Here is a 17,144-nt window from a genome sequence, read left to right as displayed (position 1 = left end):
TGCCCTACTGCCCTACCGCCCCCGCCTCTCAGCCCGCATCGATCTCCGCCTGCAGCGCATCCATATGCGTCGCCGCTGCCGCAGTGGCCGCACGTTCGATGGCGCGGAAACGGCTGACCACCGCCAGGCCAATGGCCGTCAGCTGCGCGCCGCCGCCCTTGCGGCCTCCGGTCTGCGCGGCGACCAGCGGCTTGCCGAACACCCGGTTCATGTCCTCCACCAGATCCCAGGCGTGCTTGTAGGACATCTCCATGCCGCGCGCGGCGGCCGAGATCGAGCCGAAGGTGGCGATCTGCTCCAGAAGCTCGATCTTGCCCGGACCGATCCGCCCGTCGGGATCGAGATTTATCCGCAAGCTCAGCGATGGCATCTTTGCTCCTCCGCGGTCGCCAGGACTCCTGCCGAAGCCACTTCAGCGATACCGTTATTCCAAATCAATATAGCGGCGAACGCCGCTTCTGTCAGCCATCGACCTCGAGCGGCAGGCCGGCGCCGGTGTTGGCCCGGTCGAAACTCACTGTCTTGACCACAGCGAAAACCTTGCCGCCGAGCCGCAATTCCAGCGCCTGCCGCGACTGTTCGGTGATGCGGGCGAGCACCGTTGCGCCATTGCAATCGATGTCGACCTCGACCGCCGGCCCTTCGCCCGGGCGGATCGCAACGATCGTGCCAGGCAGGATGTTGAGCGCACTGAGGCCTGTCGGCTTCTCCGCGGCGATCATAACATCACGGGCCCGGATGCGGACACGCACGGGAGCCCCGGCTTTCATCGCCAGACGCGGCACGCGGATCTCACCGGCGGCCGAGACGAGCACGGTCATGCCGAAAATCTCGTCGTGGCGCAGCACCTTGGTGTCCAGCACCGCACCGCCCTCGCCGCGCTCTTCCGCCGGCAGCAGGTCGAGCCTTTGCATCACCGCATCGGTCGGACCGCTGGCAACAACCTTGCCTTGCGCCAGCATCACCACGTCGCTGGCCAGCCGCGCCACCTCGGCGACCGAATGGCTGACATAGACGATCGGGATCTTCGTCTCATCGCGCAGCCGTTCGATATAGGGCAGGATCTCGGCCTTGCGCGCCTCGTCGAGCGAGGCCAGCGGCTCGTCCATGAGCAACAGCCTGGGGCTGGCGAGCAGCGCCCGGCCGATCGCCACGCGCTGCTTCTCGCCGCCCGAGAGCTTCACCGGGCGCCTGTTGAGCAGCGGGCCGATGCCGAGCAGGTCGACGACGGCATCCATGTCGGCGTAGCGCTCCTTGGCCGGCGTGAACCAGCGGCCGTAACGCAGATTGCCGGCCACGCTCATATGTGGAAACAGGCGCGCGTCCTGGAACACCATGCCGATACGGCGCCTGTGCTTCGGCACGAAAATGCCGGCATCGGTGTCGACCAGTGCACGACCCTCCACCTCGATGCGGCCCTTGTCGGGCCGGATCAGCCCGGCGATCATGTTGATGAGCGTGGTCTTGCCGGAGCCTGACGGCCCAAACAGCGCGGTGAGCCGCCCGGCGCTCTCGAAGCGTGCCTCGATGGCGAAATCGCCGAGCCGATGGCCGATGTCGACGCGGACGCTCATTCGATGTCCATTTGCCGCCCGACCCGCAGCGCCAGCACTTCCGAGGCGACCAAAGCCGCCATCGAGATGACGACCGAGATCAATGTCAGCCGCAATGCCCCCTCATCGCCGCCCGGCACCTGCGTGAAAGTGTAGATCGCCGAGGGCAGCGTCTGCGTTTCGTTGGGGATGTTGGAGACGAAGGTGATGGTCGCGCCGAACTCGCCCATCGCCTTGGCGAAGGCCAGGATGGCGCCCGCGATCAGCCCGGGCAGGATCAGCGGCAGCGTGATGGTGGCGAACACCCACAAAGGATTGGCGCCAAGCGTTCCCGCGGCCGCCTCCATCTTGCGGTCCACCGCTTCGATCGACAGCCGGATTGCCCGCACCATCAGCGGAAAGCCCATGACACCGCAGGCCAGCGCCGCACCCGTCCAGCGAAACGAGAAGACGATGCCGAAATGCTCGGCCAGGAAGGCGCCGGCCGGACCGCGCTTGCCAAACGTCAAAAGCAGGAGATAGCCGGTCACGACAGGCGGCAGGATCAGCGGCAGATGAACCACGCCGTTGAGCAGCGTCTTGCCCCAGAATTGTCCGCGGGCAAGCAGCAGCGCGATGGCTATGCCCGGCGGCAGGCTGGCGAGCATCGCCACGGTCGCCACCTTGATGGACAGCCGGACCGCATTCCATTCGTCGGGAGTGAGGTCCACCAGCCAGGTCATATTGCGCTATCGGGCCCTGTTCAGTTGCTCGGCGTGAGCACGGTAAAACCTTGTTCCTTGAAGAGCGCGCCGGCCTTGGCGGACTTCAGGCATTTCAGGAAAGCCGTCGTATCCTTGTCCTTCGAATCGGCGGTCTGGGCAACCGGGTAGATAATCGGCGGATGCGAATCCTCCGGGAAGGTGCCGATCACCTTGACGCCCTTGTCGGCATGCGCGTCGGTGGCATAGACGATGCCGAGAGCGGCCTCGCCTGTCGAAACCAGCTTGAGTGCGGCGCGCACATTCTCGGCCTGCGCCACCTTGCCCTCGACCGAGGACCAGACGCCGAGCGATTCCAGTGCCGCCTTGCCGTACTTGCCGGCCGGCACCGCCTTGATGTCGCCCATGGCGAGCCTGCCGTCGCCGACCAGCTTGGCGAGGTCGAAACCCTTCTCGATCTTGGCCTCGACCTTCGAATCCTTCGGCGCCACCAGCACGATCTCGTTGCCGAGCAGCTTCACCTCGGTGTCTGGCTTGGTCAGCTTCTTGTCGGAAAGATATTTCATCCAGTCGAGATCGGCCGAGATGAAGACGTCGGCCGGCGCCCCGCCCTCGATCTGCTTGGCCAGTGCCGAGCTTGCCGCATAGGAGACAGTCGCGGCCTCACCGACATCGGCCTCGCAGGCCTTGTTCACCGCATCGAGCGCGTCCTTGAGGCTGGCTGCGGCAAACACCACGACCTTGTCTTGCGCATGTGCTGCCGGCACCGCAGCCATCAACGTCGCCGCAAGACCGCCGATGGCGATCGCCCTCAACCCGAAACCTTTGCGCGTCATCGAAAACTCTCCCTGGTTGAAATCCGTGCGGCGCGAGGCCTGTCGATCGATATATCCGCATGAATATAACAAGGGAAGGCCCGACGGCTTGCGAAAACGCCATGCCCCGTCGATTGTTCTGGTAAGACGAGCGGCAAACCCTGATGCATGTTGCCCAAAAGCGACCTCGGTTTTGCGAGAACGGCATGCATAAAAGCAATGGAGAGCCCGATGAAGGTCAGCGCCCGCAATGTGCTCAAGGGGACGATCACCGAAATCGTCAAGGGGGCCACCACTTCGCATGTCAGGATCGACATTGGCGGCGGCGCCGTCGTCACCGCCTCGATCACCAACGAGGCGGTCGCCGATCTCAAGCTCGAAAAGGGCAAGCCGGCCTATGCCGTGGTCAAGGCCTCGGACGTGATGGTCGGCATCGACTGACGGGGGTCGAGCTCAAGGCATGTTGAGCTCCAGATGAGGTCGGCATCACCTGAATATCGAGATCCCTCAGACGGCGATCGGCGCCTTGATCGAGGCATCGGCCACGTAGTTTTCCAGGCGGAAATCCTCGAAGCGAAAGGCGAACAGGTCCTTCACCTCCGGATTGATCCACATTGTCGGCAGCGCCCTCGGCGTGCGCCGCAATTGCTCGCGCGCCTGTTCGAAATGGTTCGAATAGAGATGCGCGTCGCCCAGTGTGTGGACGAAATCGCCCGGCTTCAGCCCGGTCACTTGCGCCACCATCAGCGTCAGCAGCGCGTAGGACGCGATGTTGAACGGCACGCCGAGGAAGATGTCGGCCGAACGCTGGTAGAGCTGGCAGGACAGCCGGCCCTCGGACACGTAGAACTGGAACAGGCAGTGGCAGGGCGGCAGCGCCATCGCCTCCACTTCGGCCGGATTCCACGCCGAAACGATCAGCCGGCGCGATTGAGGATTGCGGCGTATCTCCTTGAGAAGGCCCGCGATCTGGTCGATCGACCCGCCATGGCCGTCCGGCCAGGAACGCCACTGCTTGCCGTAAACGGGGCCAAGGTCGCCATTCTCGTCGGCCCATTCGTCCCAGATGGTGACGCCGTGGTCGGTCAGGTATTTGATGTTGGTGTCGCCGGCCAGGAACCACAGGAGCTCATGGATGATCGACTTCAGGTGCAACTTCTTGGTCGTGGTGACCGGAAAGCCGCGCGCCAGGTCGAAACGCATCTGGTAGCCGAAGACGGAGCGCGTGCCGGTGCCGGTGCGGTCGGCGCGATCGGCGCCATTGTCCAGCACGTGCTGCAAGAGGTCGAGATATTGGCGCATCGGTTCCAGCTCGATTCGAGTGTGCGCATATTATAGCGACCAGTCCGGCGGTCGAACACAGCAAAACGGCGCTAATCGGACCTGCGCATTGCGTGAGCGGGGAGAAAGTGGCTGGCCGCAACGCCGGCGCCGGCCTTCGCAAATTGACGCGCGATCGTCAGAGCGCGCCGAGTTTGCCCAGATCCTTGGCCACCAGGTAGTAAAAGGTCACGCGGCTCTTGGTGTTGTCGGCGTGCATCGCCTTGCAGGTCTTCTCGATCGAGGCGTCGGCCTTCGCCCCGTCGCTGACGCCGAGCTTTTTGGCCACCCAGCTCTCCTTGACGCGCTCGAGCTCCTTCGGGTCGGTGCAGGATACCAGCGAGGAATCGCGGTTCCTCAGCGCAATGCCCAGATGCTTGACGATCTTTTCGACCGCGTCGGAGCTGGCGCCCGCGTCGTATTTCTTCACATCCGCAAGATAGTCGGCCATCAAAAATTCCCCTCGTCGGCGCCACGGATCCGATCGATGAGGGCTGTGGCGCGCTTCGCAACTTGTGCGCTAGGTCGGTAACTCCTCACCGCTCGCAAAGCTTCCGTTGAGACCGCGCCCAAGTCAACCCTTGCCGTCGCGATTTGACACAGGGGCAAAGCCTCACTCCGGCCTTTCATTTCCGGCGAACGCCCCCTATATTCGATTTGTCGGCTTGACCGACTATGGCGATAAATGGGCGATGAAATAAGCCGTTCGGACCCGGGGGCGGTACCCGGCGCCTCCACCAAAAGCCGCTGTTGACGACAGAGCGGTTTTTGCTGGGGGCGAAATAGGATCGACGAAGGTGTAAAGATCGTACTTTTGCCCGGCATTGTACCACCGTCATCGGGCTAAACTTATAGTTGCCAACGACAACTATGCGGAAGCACGTCTCGCTGCTTAATGCAGTGCGATAGCTTCAAATCAAGCCCTAGGGGTTCGCACTTCTAGGCGGGGTTCGGAGGTACCTGGCAACAGAAACCTCCACTTCTCCCCCTGCCTCAATCCACGTCACGCGCAACGGCCGTCTTTTGCCGTCCGGACTTCGTACGGCCCATTTGCCGCGAAGCATCGCGTGCCTCTTTCTCCATGGACAAGAATGCAAAACGATTCCGATCGATTCTTCGTGCTGACCGGTGGCCCGGGCTCCGGCAAGACCACTTTGATCGAAGCCCTGCGCGGGGCGGGCTTTGCGACTTCAGTCGAAGCCGGGCGCGGCATCATCCGCGATCAGTCCTCGATAGGCGGAACCGCCCTGCCCTGGAGCGACCGCGCGCTGTTCGCCGAACTCATGCTGTCGTGGGAAATGCGCTCATATCGGAACGCGGTCGAACAGAAGGGACCGGTCTTCTTCGATCGCGGCTTGCCGGACACGCTCGGCTATCTCAGGCTGAGCGGCCTGCCCGTGGCAGAACACATCAGCACCGCCATCAAGCGCTTCCGCTACAATCCGCGCGTGTTCATCGCCCCGCCCTGGCCTGGCATTTTCACGCAGGATCAAGAGCGCAAGCAGACATCAGACGAGGCCGAGCGCACTTACCATGCGCTGGCCGGCGTCTATGTGGAGCTGGGTTACGAGCTGGTTCCGCTGCCCCTGGCGCCGGTCGAGACACGGTTGCGCTTCGTATTGGCCGAGGCAGGGCTGGAATGAAAAGGCCGGGGGAACCCGGCCTTTTCGTGCGCTTGCGGGCAATGCCTATTCCGCCGGCGCTTCGACCGCCTCGCGCGAACGGCCGAGCGTGACCTTGGCCAGCGTGAAGGAAATCACCGCGCAGAGCGTGATGCCGGCGACCATCGGCAGCGGCGTGCCGTCGAAGAACACGCCGGCGACGCCCATTGCGAGCGCGCCGATGGCGAAGTGCAGCGTGCCCATCAGCGCCGAGGCCGTGCCGGCGATCTCGCCATGTTCTTCCATAGCCAGCACCGAGGTGGTCGGGATGACCAGGCCGAGGAAGCCGTAGCCGACGAACAGCAGGGCCGCCATCACGTCGAGCCGGTCGACGCCCGTCGCCATGATCGCCAGCAGCACCACCATCGTCGAGGCGTAGCCGGTGACCGCGACGCGCACCACGCGCCGCAGCCCGAAACGCTCGGCCAGCAGTCCCGTCAGCTGCGACATGCCGATGAAGGCCACCGCGTTGATCGAGAAGAACACGCTGTAGACCGAAGGCGACAGCCCGTAATGGTCGATCAGGATGAAGGACGAACTCGACAGATAGACGAAGAAGCTCGCAATGCCGAAGCCGGCGATCGCCACCAGGCCGAGGAAGTTGCGGTCGCCCATCAGGAAGCGATAGCCGGCAAGCGCAGTGCCGAAGGAAGAACCGACGCGCTCTGCCGCCGGCCGCGTTTCCTTGAGCGAGGTCGCGAGCAGGATGGTGGCAAGGGCTGCCGCACCGGTCACCGTCCAGAACACGGCGCGCCAGCCGAAATTCTCGATGATCTGGCTGCCGGTCAGCGGCGCCAGGATCGGCGACACCGAAAACACCAGCATCAGCAACGACATCAGCTTGGCCGCCTCATTGCCGGTGTGCAAGTCGCGCACGATGGCGCGCGGCACGGCCATGCCGGCGCTGGCGCCAAGGCCCTGCAGGAAGCGGAAGGCGATCAGCCACTCGATGGTCGGCGCCATTGCCGAACCGATGCCGCCGACCATGAACAGCGCAAGACCGCCATAGAGCGGCAGCTTGCGGCCGACCATGTCGGAGATCGGCCCGACGACGATCTGGCCGAAGCCCATCGACAGGAAGAAGATCAGCAGGCTCATCTGCACGGCGGCGGTGCCGGCGTGCAGATCCGCGCCGATCGACGGCAAAGCGGGAAGATACATGTCGATCGCGAAGGGGCCGATGGCGGACAACAGGCCGAGCACGACCGCGATGCGGAGGAATTTGGGACTCATGATATTGGCTTCTTTCGAAATCTGGTTGCCGCCGGCAGGCGACGTCTGACCTAGGACGTTCCATCCCGTGAGGTTCCGACACTCCAGCAGCGAATCTTGTCGTCTCCCGGCGCGAAATCTCTTAATCGCATGTCCATAAATTTAGACAGTCTTGTCTAAATCGTCAATCACCTCTATATAGATTTTGATGAGAGCCAGCGTTTCTCCTGACACTTTCCCGCCACGCGGCCATGAGGCCAAGCGCCTGTCGATCGTCGACGCCGCCGCCGGCGTGTTCTGCCGCGAAGGCTTTGCCGGCGCCAATATCGATCTGATCGCCGCGGAGGCCGGCGTCTCGCGCCAGACCGTCTACAACCACCATGGCGACAAGGAAAAGCTCTTCATGGCCGTGGTGCGCGACCTCACGGATCGCTGCAATGTCGGCATCTTCGCCACCATTGCCACCTTCCCTGACCAGCCCGGCGATCTCGAAGCGGATTTGATCGGCTTTGCCGTGCGCCTGAATCAGAACTGCATCTGCAACCGCGACGGAAAATTCCTGCGCAAGCTGATCCAGACCGAAGGCGAACGCTACCCCCAACTGTTTGCCGAATGGCGCGAACAGGGTCCGGGCACGACGTGGCCGGCAATCGCCGCCCGCTTCGCCCGCCTCGCCTATGGCGGTTACCTCACCATCGATGACCCCGACGTCGCGGCGCGCCAGTTCTTCGGCCTGGTCAATGCCGAACTGCAGACCACCTTCATGCTCGGCGGCACGCCGCGTGAGGACGAAGTGGTGCAATCGGCGACGAATGGCGTGCGCACCTTCCTGCGCGCTTTTGGCAGGCGCCCTTCCCCGGGCAACGTCAAAAAGCACACTGCGCTGGCTAATGCATAACATTTGCGGTTGCCGCAAAGCCGCCTTGCCGATCAAATCGTTGGCAATAGTCCTCGCTTCGACGCGACGGTGGGCTATATCAGGTTTACGCCGCGCTCAAGCTTGATTACAGCTATGCGGACGATTCAACGGAACCCGACCACCACATGGCCGACGACCACATCCGCTACGACATTCTGGCCCAGGAGGCGTTGCGCGGCGTCATGCGCAAGGTCCTGGCCGAGGTCGCACGCACCGGCCTCCCCGGCAACCATCATTTCTTCATCACCTTCCTGACCGGCGCGCCCGGCGTGCGCGTGTCGTCGCGCCTGCGCGAGCGCTATCCCGAGCAGATGACCATCGTCATCCAGTTCCAGTACTGGGACCTCAAGGTGACCGACACCGGCTTCGAGGTTGGCCTGTCCTTCTCCGACGTGCCGGAGAAACTTGAAATCCCGTTCTCGGCCGTGCGTGGCTTCTATGATCCCTCGGTGAATTTCGAGCTCGAGTTCGACGTCAAGACCGATGCGCAGCCTGAAGAGGAACCGGCCCAGCCGGCGTCCGAGCCGCTGACTATCGTTTCCGAGAAGAAGCCGAAGGCCGAGAAGAAGGCTGCAGCCGAGCCGGAGAAGAAGCCCGCCGCAACCGAGGCCGGCGCCAAGGGCGCCGAAGTGGTTTCGCTCGACGCCTTCCGCAAGAAATAGCTTCGCGGTCCGCGCCATGGCCGACATCGTCAATCTCCGCCAGGCTCGCAAGCAGAAGGCGCGGGACGAGAAAACGCGTGTCGCCGAACAGAACCGGGCCCTGCATGGCCGTTCCAAGGCGGACAAGCAACGCGACCGGCTGAATGCCGACAAGGCCGAAAAATTTGTCGCCGGCCATCGCCTCGACCCGTCCGGCAAGGACAAGCAGTGAGTCTCGGGCAGTGAGTCTCCGGCCGTGAGCGTCGTCGAAAAGCGTTCGGTGACCATTCGCGGCCATCGCACCAGCTATTCCCTCGAAAAGCCCTTCTATGACGACCTCGTCGCCATCGCGGCGGCGAGAAAGCTGACGCTGGCCGCACTCGTCGCCGAAGTCGATGAGACGCGGCCCCGCGACACCAACCTGTCCTCGGCGCTGCGGCTTCATGTCCTGGAATGGGCGAAGCGCGGAACTGGCTTGGGCTAGACGCCTTCGACCGCGTCCGCCTTTCTCCCGCGCCTGGTGCCGAAGCCAAGCAAGGTCGAACGGTCGCGTTCCTCGGCCTGTTTCCTCGACCGCACGCGCATCAGGTCCTTCCAGCCGACATAGCCGATCAGTTGCAGGCTTTCGCGGGTCACGACCGGTAGATGCGAGACATTGGCCATCAACAGCTTGTCGGAGAGGCCTTCGAGATACTCGTCGGGATAGGCAAGCGTCACCTTGCTTCCGGCAAGCAGGTCGCCGAGCGTCGTCGTCCTGTGCTTGCCGGCACGGCGCCAGCGCAGGATCGCCGGCGGATCGATGAGGCCGAGCACCCGCCTGTTCTCGTCGATGACCGGGAAGCTCGGATGCCGGGTTTCCGGCGCGGTCAGGAACGCCGCCGCGCCATGCAGCGTCATCGTCGCCGGCACGCTCTCGACCTGCGCCGTCATCACCTCGCGCACCCTGGTCAGCGCGAACGGGTCGACGCGGTATTCGCGCACGAGATGGTGCCCGCGCCTGGCGATCTTCTCGGTCAGGATCGACCGCTTCATCAGGAGCACGGTGACGGCGTGCGCCGCGGCACAAGCCGCGATCAGCGGCACCAGCACATGCGTGTTGCCAGTCAGTTCCACGGCAAAGAACGTCGCCGTCAGCGGCGCCCGCATCGTGCCGCCCATGGTCGCCGACATCGCCAGCAGGGCCCAGAAGCCCGGATCCGCCGCGGGCAGGATGCCGGCGAGCACCGCCCCCATTGCGCCACCCATGATCAACAGCGGCGCCAGCACGCCCCCTGATGTTCCCGAACCGAGCGCCACCGACCAGATGATGGCCTTGACCACCAGCAGCAGCAGCGCGGCGGCCGCGAGCGTGCGGCCATCCAGCATGTCGGCGATGTTGTCGTAGCCGACGCCGAGCGCCCGCGGCTCGATCAGCCCGCCAATGCCGACCACCAGGCCGCCGATCATCGGCCACCACATCCAGTGGATGGGCAGTTTCTGGAAGGCGTCCTCGCAGGCATAGACCATCTGGGTGAGCAGCCCCGACAGCAGGCCGGCGCAGATGCCGACCAGAACCCAGCCGCCAAGCCCGACGAACGAGACCGCCGTGCCGCCCTGAAACGGAAAGATCGGCCCAGGCAGATGCAGCACGGTGCGCTCGACCTCGGCAATGATCGCCGCAACCGCCACGGGAATGAAGGAACGCGGCGTCCATTCGAACAGCAGCAGTTCCACCGCCAGCATGATGGCCGCGATCGGCGTGCCGAAAACGGTGGTCATGCCCGCTGCCGCGCCAGCCACCAGCAGCGTCTTGCGTTCATTGTCGGTGACCGGCAGCATCTGCGCGATCAGCGAGCCGATCGCTCCGCCGGTCATGATGATCGGGCCCTCGGCGCCGAACGGCCCGCCTGAGCCGATCGAGATCGCCGACGACAGCGGCTTCAGGATCGCAACCTTGGCATCGAGTTTTGAGCGCCCGAGCAGGATCGCCTCGATTGCTTCGGGAATGCCATGGCCACGGATCTTCTCGCTGCCGTAGCGCGCCATCAGCCCGATGATCAGGGCGCCGATGACCGGCACCACCACCGCTGCAAGCCCAAGCGACGTATCCTGCAATTTCAGATCGGCGAACGTGAACTGGCCAAAATAGGCAATGTTGGTGGCAAGCCGGATCAGTTTCAAAAGCACGATGCAGGCGAACAGCCCAGCCGTGGCGACCACCACGGCGATGGTCGCGATGGTCAGCACCCGCGCATCGGTGGTGAAATCCCTGAGATGGTTGTTTTCGGAGAGCTTCATGGCGGGCTTTCTGGCGACGGCCGGATCTCGAATACGCGGCACGGCGAAGACGCCGGCCGGCTGTGTCGGCTCGCTATGTATCGTAACACGATATAAATTCAAGCTGGTTCTCCATCAAAACCGTTTGAGCCTTTGGCCGGAATGGAACAAATGTCGGGAATGACGCAGCCTAGGAAATCTCGCCCCACCATCGAATTGGCCGACTACCAGCGGCTGTCGGAGTTTCGCTATCTGATCCGCCGCTTCCTCGAATTCAGCCAGCTGCAGGCCGAAGACGCCGGGCTGACGCCGCGCCAGCATCAGGCCTTGCTGGCGATCAAGGGTTATCCGGGCGGCGGACCGATGACGGTCGGCGATCTGGCGGAGCGCCTGCGCATCCGCCATCACAGCGCCGTCGAGCTGGTCAACCGCCTGAGTGAAGCCGGCATGGTCGTGCGCGATCAGGACAAGGACGACCATCGCCGCGTGCTGCTGCGGCTGACCGAACGCGCCGACGATCGCCTGGCCGAACTGTCGGCGGCGCATCTCGACGAGCTTTCGCGCATCGAGCCCATGCTGAGGCGCTTGCTCGATCAGGGCCGCGAGTGACGCTTCGGCATCCTGCGCTGAATGGCAGCTTTTATTTTTCGGGCGCCCGCATCTTTTGGCTTCCCGGCATCGTCTAGGCGATGAGAGGCTCAAAGGGCGCGCAAGGCAATCGAGAGGAAGACCAGCGATGAAACGCCATCTGATACGCTACAAGATGAAGCCCGAACGAGCCGATGAGAACGAGCGGCTGATCCAGGCCGTTTTCCGGGAATTGCGCGACAAATCGCCGGACGGCGTCCGCTACCTGACGTTGCGCGCCGCCGATGGGACATTCATCCATCTGGTCGAAACGCAAACCGATGCGCATTCTGATAGCATCACCGGCCTGGCCACATTCAAGGCTTTTCAAAGCGGCTTCGGGGATCGCTGCAGCGAATCTCCGCAACGCGACGAGATGGCCGTGATAGGCAGCTACCGGATGCTGGATGCCTGATCGAGGCAGACGAGGCGCAGAACGGAGGCTCATGAACATTCCCATTCCCGGCGGCCAGCGTGGGCTCTTCGAGCGCCTGTTTGGGGAATCGCGCCCCAAGCTGCACCGCTACTGTGCTCGCATGACGGGCTCGGTCCTCGATGGCGAGGATGTGTTGCAGGAGGCGCTGGCCAAGGCGATCGAGGCCTTGCCCGGTGCCGGCCCGATCGCCAATCCGGAAGGCTGGCTGTTTCGCATAGCCCACAATACGGCGCTCGATTTCCTGCGCCGCCGCACCCGCGAACAGGCCTATTCCGACGAGGATTTGGACATGATCGTCGACCCGGCGAATCCCACCATCGATCGCCAGGCCGCTTCTGCGGGGCTGCATACCTTCATGCGCCTTCCCGTCACGCAGCGAAGCAGCGTCATCATGATGGACGTTCTGGGCTACTCCCTGCAGGAGATCAGCGCCACGCTCGATACCAGCATCCCCGCGGTCAAGGCCGCGCTGCATCGCGGCCGCGACCGGCTGCGCCAGATTGCGCACGAGCCCGACGACCGCCCTCTCCCGAGACTGAGCGCTGCCGAACGTCAGTTGCTCAACGCCTATATCGATCGCTTCAATGCCCGTGATTTCGACGCGGTGCGCGATATGCTGGCTGAAGAGGTGCGGCTGGAACTGGTGGCCAGGGCACGGCTCAACGGCAGCAAGGAAGTCGGCACCTATTTCGGCAACTATTCCAAGGTGCAGGATTGGCATCTCGTACCCGGCTTCGTTGAAGACAGGCCGGCAATCCTCGTCCGCAATCCCAACGACCCGACGGCGCGACCCGCCTATTTCATCCTGCTGGCCTGGCAGGATGGCAGGCTTGCCGCCATCCGCGATTTCCGCCACGCCCGCTATGTCGCTGACAGTGCCGAGATGCTCGTTCTCTGACACGATTTCGGAACGGGAAGGCTTCGCGCAACCGCCCTACCGCTACTGCAACGACTTCAACAAATTATCGATCGTGAACGGATTGGACTTCGGCTTGGCTGGCGGCGGGTTGTCGTTGGCTTGCGGCAACGGCGCAGGCTCGATCTTGGGCGCCTGTTCGGCGGCCTTGCGTTCGGCTTCCAGCCTGGCCTTTTCCTGCGTGGCGATGCGCATCGCCTCTTCCGCCTTCTGGCGCTCCTGCTCGGCCTGCGCCTTGGCCGCTGCGTCGGCGGCTTGCCGCTCGGCCGCGGCCTTGGCGTCGGCATCGGCTTTGGCCTTGGCGTCGGCTTTCGCCTTCGCGTCGGCATCAGCCTTGGCTTTCGCTTCCGCGTCGGCCTTCGCCTTGGCATCCGCTTCAGCCTGCGCCTGGGCGTCAGCCTCCGCTTTCGCCTTGGCATCGGCCTCGGCTTTCAGCCGCGCCGCCTCTTCCTGCTGGCGCAGTTCCTCGGCGGCCTTGTCGCGCGCGTCCTGCAGTGCCGCATAGTAGCGCACTTCGCGCCGCAGGCGTTGCTTCTCCAGCAACGCCGCCTGCATCGCCTCGACGCGCTGCTGCTCCTTCTCCAGCGCGCGCTGGGTCAGGAACTGCGCCAAAGGCTCGCTGTCGAACTGCCGTTTGACGGCGCCGAACGGCCCCTCGGCGGTGAAATTGACGACCGGCTCGGAGCCGACCAGCGCCTCATCGCCGGGCCGATAGGTAATGGCGCCCTTGGCGGAAACCGTGCTGGTATTGAGATCGGCCGTGACATCGGCGGACAAGGTCGCCTCCGGGTTTTCGAGGCTGATCGGCGGTGCCCTCAGCGTGCCGCCGGCGATCGTGAAGGCGATGTCGGCATTCCCGGCGGGGAAATTGCCATCGGCGGCGATCCCGGGCGCGAAATCAGCGGTCTTGGCCGCATCGATGTCGCGCCCGATCGCGTCCGCCTTGGCCAGCAGAGCGTTGAACGCGTCGGGATTGACGCCCGCCACCTGCAAACCCCTGAGCGTCGCCGTGCCGGAACCCGAGAGGGCGGCGATCATCGCATCGACCGACTTGCCGCTGGTCGACAGCGTCGTCGAGAAATCGCCGACGCCGCCAATGCCGGTATCTGGCAATACGGTTGCCAGATCGGCGCCCGCCAGCTTCATCTGGCCGGTGAAAAGCCCGGTGCCCTCATTGTTCTTCAACTCGAACAGTCCAGTCAGCGCCCCACCAAGAAATTTTGCCTTCAGGTCCGAAACGCGGATGCCTTCCTGGTCGAGCTTCAGCGAAAAAGCGGCGTCATAGGCGGTGGCGAACGGTCCGGCGGCAAGCGCCGCCGTCGTCAGGTCGAGAGCGGCGGTAAACGGCAGGCTGGACTTCTGGCTGAAGGGTGCTGCCGGCCAGGAGCCGCCCTTCTCGCTCGCGCTTTTGTCGGCGCCATTCTTCTCGACAAGGAAAGCGGAATCGCCGAACAGCGCCACGGCCATCGGATCGAGATCGAGCTCGTCGAGTGCCAGCGCGCCCGCCAGATGTGGCACGCCGTCCTTGGCGTCGATGTTGACGTCGCCGGACACCGCCGCCTCGTTGATCGCGCCGCTGACATTGTCCAGCACGAGCAGCCCATTGCCATAGTCGCCCTGCGCCGAAAGCGATGTCGACATGCCTGCCCCCATGCCCGGCAGGCCGATGCCCGACGTCATCAGCCACGGTTCGATGTCGGCCGCATCCAGATTGATCTTGCCCTTGGCGGCAGGCCCTTGCGGCGTGTCGGCAACGGTTCCCTCGAAGCTGGCCTTGAAGTCATTGCCGGCAAGGCTGAAAGTCGTCGCCAGCCCGCCGCCCAATGTGCCTTTGGCCTGGATGTCGGTCGTTGCCTCGCCCAGCATGCCGAGCGGCAGCGCCGGCAGGCCGTAAAGCGCCAGCAGCGCCGTCGCATCCGGGTTTTTGGCGTTGAAGGTCAATGTCACCGGCGCCTCGAGAAGCTTGTCCGGCGCGCCCTTCCCCGACAGCGAAGCCGAAAAGGCCGAGCCGCCGGCGTTGCCCTGTCCGCTCACCGCCAGGCCCGTCGTGCCATCGCCATTGTCGGCGGCACTTGCCACGAGGTCGACGCGCGCATCCTGGAACAGGTCGGGATAGGCGGCAGCGCGGCTCGCCAGTCCCTTCAGCACCGCATTGTCGGGATAATGCTGCGCGGCGACGTCGATCAGCGGCTTGAGGTCCACAGCGACAACCGATGCGTCGAGCTTGCCGGTCGGGCTCGCCGGGAAATCCTTGATCCGGCCGGTGGCGCTTATCGAGGCGCCGGCCAATCCGCCGACCGACAGCCGGTCGACTTCGAGCAAGCCGTCACGCAGCCTGAGCGCGGTATCCACCGTATCGGCGGTCAGCCCGCCGGCGCTGACGGGCCCGGCCTTGATCTGGAAATCGAGATCGCGGTCGGCAAAGCGGTTGGCGCCCTTGTCGCTGACGAAGATCGAGGCGAAGGCCGCCAGCCCGTCGACGTCGAGCTCACCGCCTTCGAGCCGCATCAGAACCGATGGCCTGGCTTCGTCAGGCTGGCTGGAATCGATGCGGCCGGAGAATTTCGCCTTGCCCAGGATCAGCTCGAGATCGCTGAAGGCCTGGCGTTTTTCCGTCAGGTCGACCTTGGCCTTGAAGCCGGCCGCGGGCAGACGGCGGATCGCCTCGTCGACATCTTTCGACAGCCAGGCGGCAAAACCGGATGGCTGCGCCACAGCCAGCAGCAGCGAGCCGGTGAAGCCGAAATGGCCCTCGACGCTGAGCATGCCGTCGGCTTCCAGCGTGGTGCGTCCGGGCAAGGTCGCGGCCAGCGATTTGACCGACCAGCCGCCTTCGGCCGGCTCGGCGGACAGATGCACGTCACGCACGGTGGTGTCGCCGGCCACCACAGCCGGCAGCTTCACCTCGACGGTGCCGGGGATGGTCGGCTTCGGCAGAGCGATCAGCGCCTGCTCGAGCCCGGCAATGCGCTGGTCGAGCGTCAGGCCGGTGCCGGCTTCTGCGCCCACCGCCTCGTCGAACTGCACCTGCGCGCCATTGGCCTCGATGGCGAAATTAGGCTTCTGGCCGAGATCGACAGAAGCCTTGCCTTCGGCGGTGTAGGGATTGTCCAGTGGCCCGGTTTCGAAACGGAATTCATCGACGCCAAGCTTCTGGTGGTCGAGCGAGAACTTGCCGTTCAGGCGAAAGCCCGGATCGGGCTTGCCGGCGCTGACCTTCACCGTCTCGCCATCGGTGCCGCGCAATTGGGCTGAATTCTTATCGGCGCCGGAGATCTTGAACTGGCCGGAATAGACGGCGGCACCATTGGCGATGCCGGCATTGCCGTCGGTTTCGATGACCAGCGGATAGGCGTCGGGATCGGCCTTCAGCCGCAGCCGCATCTGGCCGGTGCCTTCGGCCTTGCCGGTCGATGCCGCGACAGTGGTGCGCAATCCGTCAAGCCGCAACGTGCCGTCCATGCGCCACGGGCCGGCCAGAGACTTGGCCGAAATGGTCGAATTGATCTCGGAAAAGATATGGCTGCGTCCACCGGCGGCATGGCGCAGCTCGATCTGCCCTTCCGTCACCGTCAGCTTCTCGATCGAGATCTGGTTGAGGTCGAAGGGCGAGGACGGCCGCATCGCCCAGTCGACGGTGCCGTCATTGGCAATATCGATGGTCGCCTTCGGGTGCACCAGCCGCATGTCGAAGATCAGCACCTCGCCGCGCAGGAATGGCGCCAGTTCGGCATCCATCGAAAACGTCTCGACGGTCATGGCCGGCTGGCCATTGGGGCCGCCGGCGACGGCAACGTTGGAGAAGGTCACCGACGGGAACGGCAACAGCCTAGCCGTGGCGTCGCCCTGCACGGTCACCTTGCGGCCGAGGATGGCGCTTGCCTCACGCTCGAACTGGGCGCGGTAGCCTGTCCAGTCGACAAAGTACGGAACCACCAGCGCCGCGCACAGCACCAGTACGAACAGGCCACCGAAGATCACGAACAGGCGTGCGAGCATCAGCTCCGAACAGGTTGATTGAAATTCTGCCGCACTCTACCCGCATCCGCGTGTCGATAAAGAGGCAATTCATCCAGTATTGCGTCAT

18 protein-coding genes and 1 other RNA gene are annotated in these 17,144 nt (G+C 64.2%); 10 read left to right on the top strand and 9 right to left on the bottom strand.

All coding sequences use genetic code 11. From position 1 onward, the window contains the following. Window positions 1–28: 28 nt before the first annotated feature. The 4 genes from CK228_RS10480 to modA form a co-directional block, all read right to left on the bottom strand. Window positions 29–370 (bottom strand): winged helix-turn-helix domain-containing protein, encoded by a 342-nt coding sequence (locus CK228_RS10480; RefSeq protein ID WP_010910183.1) that lies wholly within the window; start codon window positions 368–370, stop codon window positions 29–31. A 91-nt stretch (window positions 371–461) separates the two neighbouring features. Next, window positions 462–1,574, bottom strand: coding sequence for a molybdenum ABC transporter ATP-binding protein (gene modC / locus CK228_RS10475; RefSeq protein ID WP_095774001.1), 1,113 nt, complete (start codon window positions 1,572–1,574; stop codon window positions 462–464). Beyond that, window positions 1,571–2,275, bottom strand: a complete 705-nt coding sequence (modB, locus tag CK228_RS10470) for a molybdate ABC transporter permease subunit (RefSeq protein WP_095787787.1) — start codon at window positions 2,273–2,275, stop codon at window positions 1,571–1,573. Before modB ends, modC begins: the two co-directional genes overlap by 4 nt. Before the next feature lie 20 nt (window positions 2,276–2,295). Then, window positions 2,296–3,090: a molybdate ABC transporter substrate-binding protein gene (modA, locus tag CK228_RS10465; RefSeq protein ID WP_095787786.1), complete on the bottom strand. Its 795-nt coding sequence runs from the start codon at window positions 3,088–3,090 to the stop codon at window positions 2,296–2,298. A 210-nt stretch (window positions 3,091–3,300) separates the two neighbouring features. On the opposite strand from modA, the gene CK228_RS10460 reads away from it, so the two are divergent. Then, window positions 3,301–3,510 (top strand): molybdopterin-binding protein, encoded by a 210-nt coding sequence (locus tag CK228_RS10460; protein WP_095774042.1) that lies wholly within the window; start codon window positions 3,301–3,303, stop codon window positions 3,508–3,510. A 66-nt stretch (window positions 3,511–3,576) separates the two neighbouring features. Here CK228_RS10460 and CK228_RS10455 read toward each other — a convergent pair whose 3' ends face one another. After that, window positions 3,577–4,371, bottom strand: a complete 795-nt coding sequence (locus CK228_RS10455; RefSeq protein ID WP_095773998.1) for a thymidylate synthase — start codon at window positions 4,369–4,371, stop codon at window positions 3,577–3,579. Between the two features lie 157 nt (window positions 4,372–4,528). Beyond that, window positions 4,529–4,840 (bottom strand): DUF2853 family protein, encoded by a 312-nt coding sequence (locus CK228_RS10450; RefSeq protein WP_095773997.1) that lies wholly within the window; start codon window positions 4,838–4,840, stop codon window positions 4,529–4,531. Between the two features lie 169 nt (window positions 4,841–5,009). On the opposite strand from CK228_RS10450, the gene ssrA reads away from it, so the two are divergent. After that, window positions 5,010–5,370: a transfer-messenger RNA gene (ssrA, locus tag CK228_RS10445) on the top strand. A gap of 110 nt (window positions 5,371–5,480) precedes the next feature. Continuing rightward, window positions 5,481–6,032 carry an AAA family ATPase gene (locus CK228_RS10440; protein ID WP_095787785.1) on the top strand — a complete coding sequence of 184 codons (552 nt, stop codon included), beginning with the start codon at window positions 5,481–5,483 and terminating at the stop codon, window positions 6,030–6,032. 45 nt (window positions 6,033–6,077) lie between these two features. Here CK228_RS10440 and CK228_RS10435 read toward each other — a convergent pair whose 3' ends face one another. After that, window positions 6,078–7,283 carry a multidrug effflux MFS transporter gene (locus CK228_RS10435; protein ID WP_019859029.1) on the bottom strand — a complete coding sequence of 402 codons (1,206 nt, stop codon included), beginning with the start codon at window positions 7,281–7,283 and terminating at the stop codon, window positions 6,078–6,080. 187 nt (window positions 7,284–7,470) lie between these two features. Between CK228_RS10435 and CK228_RS10430 the strand changes: the two genes are divergently transcribed. The 4 genes from CK228_RS10430 to CK228_RS10415 all read left to right on the top strand — a co-directional run bounded on the left by CK228_RS10430 (window position 7,471) and on the right by CK228_RS10415 (window position 9,306). Then, window positions 7,471–8,160, top strand: coding sequence for a TetR/AcrR family transcriptional regulator (locus CK228_RS10430; protein ID WP_095787784.1), 690 nt, complete (start codon window positions 7,471–7,473; stop codon window positions 8,158–8,160). Window positions 8,161–8,306: 146 nt separating this feature from the next. After that, window positions 8,307–8,843: an SspB family protein gene (locus CK228_RS10425; RefSeq protein WP_010910193.1), complete on the top strand. Its 537-nt coding sequence runs from the start codon at window positions 8,307–8,309 to the stop codon at window positions 8,841–8,843. Between the two features lie 16 nt (window positions 8,844–8,859). Continuing rightward, a complete protein-coding gene (locus tag CK228_RS10420) occupies window positions 8,860–9,054 on the top strand; it encodes a DUF4169 family protein (RefSeq protein ID WP_019859033.1) in 195 nt (64 codons plus the stop codon). A gap of 24 nt (window positions 9,055–9,078) precedes the next feature. Continuing rightward, the gene (locus CK228_RS10415; protein ID WP_095773992.1) at window positions 9,079–9,306 is read left to right on the top strand and encodes a ribbon-helix-helix domain-containing protein; all 228 of its coding nucleotides are present in this window, start codon (window positions 9,079–9,081) and stop codon (window positions 9,304–9,306) included. Here CK228_RS10415 and CK228_RS10410 read toward each other — a convergent pair. Further along, on the bottom strand, window positions 9,303–11,099 hold the full coding sequence (locus tag CK228_RS10410; RefSeq protein ID WP_095787783.1) for a chloride channel protein: 1,797 nt from the start codon (window positions 11,097–11,099) through the stop codon (window positions 9,303–9,305). The two genes, CK228_RS10415 and CK228_RS10410, sit on opposite strands and share 4 nt — an antisense overlap. A gap of 150 nt (window positions 11,100–11,249) precedes the next feature. On the opposite strand from CK228_RS10410, the gene CK228_RS10405 reads away from it, so the two are divergent. From CK228_RS10405 to CK228_RS10395, 3 genes are all read left to right on the top strand, one after another. Then, on the top strand, window positions 11,250–11,687 hold the full coding sequence (locus CK228_RS10405) for a helix-turn-helix domain-containing protein (protein ID WP_095774041.1): 438 nt from the start codon (window positions 11,250–11,252) through the stop codon (window positions 11,685–11,687). Window positions 11,688–11,814: 127 nt separating this feature from the next. Next, window positions 11,815–12,120, top strand: a complete 306-nt coding sequence (locus CK228_RS10400; RefSeq protein ID WP_095773990.1) for a hypothetical protein — start codon at window positions 11,815–11,817, stop codon at window positions 12,118–12,120. A 31-nt stretch (window positions 12,121–12,151) separates the two neighbouring features. Beyond that, a complete protein-coding gene (locus CK228_RS10395) occupies window positions 12,152–13,039 on the top strand; it encodes an RNA polymerase sigma factor (protein WP_095787782.1) in 888 nt (295 codons plus the stop codon). Window positions 13,040–13,081: 42 nt separating this feature from the next. Here CK228_RS10395 and CK228_RS10390 read toward each other — a convergent pair whose 3' ends face one another. Beyond that, a complete protein-coding gene (locus CK228_RS10390; RefSeq protein WP_095787781.1) occupies window positions 13,082–17,056 on the bottom strand; it encodes an AsmA-like C-terminal region-containing protein in 3,975 nt (1,324 codons plus the stop codon). Window positions 17,057–17,144: the final 88 nt, after the last annotated feature.

The organism is Mesorhizobium sp. WSM4312 (assembly GCF_002294875.1).
Lineage (GTDB): Bacteria > Pseudomonadota > Alphaproteobacteria > Rhizobiales > Rhizobiaceae > Mesorhizobium.
This window is presented reverse-complemented; position numbering and strand designations above follow the sequence as displayed.

What these genes read in the sequence shown, in the direction of transcription:
- CK228_RS10435 (WP_019859029.1), bottom strand. Translation starts at nt 7,283, where the DNA reads ATGAGTCCCAAATTCCTCCGCATCGCGGTCGTGCTCGGCCTGTTGTCC.
- CK228_RS10400 (WP_095773990.1), top strand. Translation starts at nt 11,815, where the DNA reads ATGAAACGCCATCTGATACGCTACAAGATGAAGCCCGAACGAGCCGAT.
- CK228_RS10405 (WP_095774041.1), top strand. Translation starts at nt 11,250, where the DNA reads ATGTCGGGAATGACGCAGCCTAGGAAATCTCGCCCCACCATCGAATTG.
- CK228_RS10450 (WP_095773997.1), bottom strand. Translation starts at nt 4,840, where the DNA reads ATGGCCGACTATCTTGCGGATGTGAAGAAATACGACGCGGGCGCCAGC.
- CK228_RS10390 (WP_095787781.1), bottom strand. Translation starts at nt 17,056, where the DNA reads ATGCTCGCACGCCTGTTCGTGATCTTCGGTGGCCTGTTCGTACTGGTG.
- modB (WP_095787787.1), bottom strand. Translation starts at nt 2,275, where the DNA reads ATGACCTGGCTGGTGGACCTCACTCCCGACGAATGGAATGCGGTCCGG.
- CK228_RS10440 (WP_095787785.1), top strand. Translation starts at nt 5,481, where the DNA reads ATGCAAAACGATTCCGATCGATTCTTCGTGCTGACCGGTGGCCCGGGC.
- CK228_RS10425 (WP_010910193.1), top strand. Translation starts at nt 8,307, where the DNA reads ATGGCCGACGACCACATCCGCTACGACATTCTGGCCCAGGAGGCGTTG.
- CK228_RS10480 (WP_010910183.1), bottom strand. Translation starts at nt 370, where the DNA reads ATGCCATCGCTGAGCTTGCGGATAAATCTCGATCCCGACGGGCGGATC.
- CK228_RS10410 (WP_095787783.1), bottom strand. Translation starts at nt 11,099, where the DNA reads ATGAAGCTCTCCGAAAACAACCATCTCAGGGATTTCACCACCGATGCG.
- modC (WP_095774001.1), bottom strand. Translation starts at nt 1,574, where the DNA reads ATGAGCGTCCGCGTCGACATCGGCCATCGGCTCGGCGATTTCGCCATC.
- CK228_RS10430 (WP_095787784.1), top strand. Translation starts at nt 7,471, where the DNA reads ATGAGAGCCAGCGTTTCTCCTGACACTTTCCCGCCACGCGGCCATGAG.
- CK228_RS10460 (WP_095774042.1), top strand. Translation starts at nt 3,301, where the DNA reads ATGAAGGTCAGCGCCCGCAATGTGCTCAAGGGGACGATCACCGAAATC.
- CK228_RS10395 (WP_095787782.1), top strand. Translation starts at nt 12,152, where the DNA reads ATGAACATTCCCATTCCCGGCGGCCAGCGTGGGCTCTTCGAGCGCCTG.
- CK228_RS10455 (WP_095773998.1), bottom strand. Translation starts at nt 4,371, where the DNA reads ATGCGCCAATATCTCGACCTCTTGCAGCACGTGCTGGACAATGGCGCC.
- CK228_RS10420 (WP_019859033.1), top strand. Translation starts at nt 8,860, where the DNA reads ATGGCCGACATCGTCAATCTCCGCCAGGCTCGCAAGCAGAAGGCGCGG.
- modA (WP_095787786.1), bottom strand. Translation starts at nt 3,090, where the DNA reads ATGACGCGCAAAGGTTTCGGGTTGAGGGCGATCGCCATCGGCGGTCTT.